At 62.0% G+C, this 3,085-nt stretch carries 2 protein-coding genes and 2 pseudogenes; all 4 read right to left on the bottom strand.

The genetic code is table 11. The features are described from left to right. Positions 1-164, bottom strand: a pseudogene (locus EN906_RS38545) (MBL fold metallo-hydrolase); the annotation flags it as partial. 3 nt (positions 165-167) lie between these two features. Then, positions 168-962: a TatD family hydrolase gene (locus EN906_RS28795; protein ID WP_127269113.1), complete on the bottom strand. Its 795-nt coding sequence runs from the start codon at positions 960-962 to the stop codon at positions 168-170. Then, on the bottom strand, positions 962-2,512 hold the full coding sequence (gene metG / locus EN906_RS28790; protein ID WP_127269114.1) for a methionine--tRNA ligase: 1,551 nt from the start codon (positions 2,510-2,512) through the stop codon (positions 962-964). Before metG ends, EN906_RS28795 begins: the two co-directional genes overlap by 1 nt. 141 nt (positions 2,513-2,653) lie before the next feature. Further along, positions 2,654-3,085: pseudogene (locus tag EN906_RS28785) on the bottom strand (DNA polymerase III subunit delta'); the annotation flags it as partial.

Here is a 3,085-nt window from a genome sequence, read left to right as displayed (position 1 = left end):
GTCGTGCGGCCGCCATTCGACGCGATCCGCTCGACGAGTGCGGCGGCACGCGTGCGCCGGTTCTTCGGGTTGTCGGGGTCGCAATTGCCCCAGTCGCCGGTGATGCGCGGCGTACCCGGCGACGAGCCGCAGCCGAGAATGGTGAGGCGCAGCCGGTCGGTCATCGTTCAGGCGCTTTGCTCTACAGGCCGCGGCATCTTGCCGAACAGCCGGAAGAAATTATCCGTCGTCAGATCGGCGATTTCAGCTTCGCTGACGCCGATGGTTTCGGCCAGCACCTTGGCGGTATGGGCGACATAGGCCGGCTCGTTGCGTTTGCCGCGAAACGGCACGGGCGCCAGGTAGGGCGCGTCGGTTTCGACCAGCAGGCGGTCATGCGGCACATCGGCGGCAATGGCGCGCAACTCAGCCGAATTCTTGAAGGTCAGGATACCCGAGAACGACACGTAGCCGCCGAGAGCGACGCCAATTTCGGCGAGCCTATGTCCGGAAGAAAAGCAATGCAGGATGAAGGGGAAGGCGCCCTTCCCCGTTTCGGCCTCAAGAATATCAGCCATATCTGCATCGGCATCGCGCGAATGGATGACCAGCGGCAGCCCCGTTTCGCGTGCGGCGGCGATGTGATTGCGAAAGCCTTGTGCCTGCGCATCGCGTGGCGCCTTGTCGTAGAAATAGTCGAGACCGGCCTCGCCGATCGCAACCACTTTCGGGTGGGCGGCCAGCCGTACCAGATCGGCAGATGTTACGTCTAGCTCTTCCGCGGCATTGTGCGGATGGGTGCCGACCGAACAGTATATTTCGTCGAAAGTCTCTGCAATTTCAATAATTTGCTGAAATCTCTTCACGCGAGTTGAGATCGTCACCATGCGGCCTATACCGGCCGCCTTGGCGCGAGCGACAATGGAAGCCCGCTCCTCGGCGAAATCTGGAAAATCCAGATGGCAGTGGCTGTCGACGAGCATCAGACGTTCGCGTCCGGCTGGTCGACGTAACGTGGGAAAACCCCTTCCGGCACGGGTAACGCGGTGCCCGGCACCAGCGCATGGTCCGCGTGGACATGCGCGAAATCGCGGCTGTCCGCCGGCACCGCCAGCAGATCGAGCAGTTTGGCGGCTGATCCCGGAGTAAAGGGCAGACACAGCACCGCCACGCGGCGCACGACTTCGGCGGTCGTCCACAGCACCGTTTCCATGCGCACCGGGTTGGTCTTCTTCAACGCCCATGGCGCCTCTCCGGCAAAGTAGCGATCGGCTTCCGCCACCACGCCGAAGATCGACGCCAGCGCCAGATGGATGCCCTGCTCGGCCATCGCCTTGCGCGCGGTGTCGAGAGCGGCGACGGCCTGGTCCAGGATCGCGCTGTCGGCATCCGTCAGGTCGCCGCGCTGTGGCACCACGCCGCCGCAGTTCTTGGCGATCATCGACAGCGAGCGCTGCGCCAGGTTGCCGAGACCATTGGCAAGGTCGGCATTGGTGCGGTTGACGATCGCGTCATGGCTGTAGCTGCCGTCGTTGCCGAAGGGCACCTCGCGCAGGAAGAAGTAGCGCACCTGGTCGAGACCGTAGTGCTCGACCATCGCGAATGGATCCACGACGTTGCCAACCGATTTCGACATCTTCTCGCCGCGGTTGAACAGGAAGCCATGCGCGAAAACGCGCTTTGGCAACTCGATGCCCGCCGACATCAGAAAGGCCGGCCAATAGACCGCATGGAAGCGGACAATGTCCTTGCCGATGATGTGCGTAGCCGGCCAATAGCGCCATTGCTCGGCCTTTGTGTCGGGATAGCCGGCGGCGGTGATGTAGTTGGTCAAGGCATCGACCCAGACATACATCACATGCTTGTCGTCGCCCGGCACCGGCACGCCCCATTTGAAGGTCGTGCGCGAGATCGACAGATCCTTCAGCCCGGACTTGACGAAGCTGAGCACCTCGTTGCGGCGCTCGGTCGGACCGACAAAGTCGGGCTGGCTCTCATAAAGCGCCAGCAATTTGTCCTGATAGGCGGAAAGCCTGAAGAAGTAGCTTTCTTCCTCGTTCCATTCGACGGGCGATCCAAGCGGTTCGCGACGCACGCCGTCGTCGCCGACGATCGTCTCACCTTCGTCGAAATAGGCTTCCTGGCGCACCGAGTACCAGCCGCTATAGCGGTCGAGATAGATGTCGCCATTGGCGGCCATCGCCTTCCAGATTGCCTGGCAGGATTCGTAGTGGCGCGGTTCCGTCGTGCGGATGTAGTCGTCGTTCGAGCCACCCATCGCATCGGTCATGGCGCGGAAAATCGCCGAATTGCGGTCGGCCAGCGCCAGCGGCGTTATGTCTTCCTTCTCGGCCGTTTGCTGCATCTTCAGACCGTGTTCGTCGGTACCGGTCAGGAAGAATACGTCCTTGCCATCCAGGCGCTGGAAGCGCGCCAGGGCATCGGTTGCAATGACCGTATAGGCGTGGCCGATATGCGGCTTGCCGTTCGGATAAAAGATCGGGGTGGTGATGTAGAACTTGTCGCGTGACATGAATGAACCGTCATGAATGTCTGAATGGAAAGGCGTGGCGGTGGATATCGTATCGAGGCAGCATTTGCCATCCCGATGCCAATGCATGCCGCCCAAAAGTGGCCCCGGTTTTGGGGACAACGGCATGCATCGGGAAAACCGTCACATTCGCATTGCAGAATTCAGGCGGTCGATCATGATCAGGGCGTGCTGCTTCTTGTCGAGATTGTAGGTATCGGTCTCAGATATAGCGTCCAGCGCCTCATGCCAAGTGTCCGACAATTTTTTGGCCCGTGCGAGATCGCCCGCCAGTGCTGCCTGACTTGCCGCGTCCGACAACAGGTCCAGCGCCCGGCGGTTGAAGATATCGAACTGGATCGCCTGATCGCGGCCGGCCACGGCTTCGGCGAGGCGAAACGCGCCGCCGACATCGCTCTTTCTGCCGGTGACCAGAGCGTCGAGCGTGGAGGCGATCTCCAGCCCGCCATACTGCGTCAACAGGATCGCGTTGCGGGCGCTGCCCCCTGCCCGCCCGACCAGTGCCGCGCGAGCCGCCGGATCGCCAGGCGGCGCCGGCTCGGTCGTTTCCAGCAC

Source organism: Mesorhizobium sp. M7A.F.Ca.CA.004.06.1.1 (genome assembly GCF_003999135.1).
Classification (GTDB): domain Bacteria; phylum Pseudomonadota; class Alphaproteobacteria; order Rhizobiales; family Rhizobiaceae; genus Mesorhizobium.
The sequence above is the reverse complement of the archived record's forward strand: the minus strand, read 5'-3'. Positions and strand labels throughout refer to the sequence as shown.

What these genes read in the sequence shown, in the direction of transcription:
- EN906_RS28795 (WP_127269113.1), bottom strand. Translation starts at nt 962, where the DNA reads ATGCTCGTCGACAGCCACTGCCATCTGGATTTTCCAGATTTCGCCGAG.
- metG (WP_127269114.1), bottom strand. Translation starts at nt 2,512, where the DNA reads ATGTCACGCGACAAGTTCTACATCACCACCCCGATCTTTTATCCGAAC.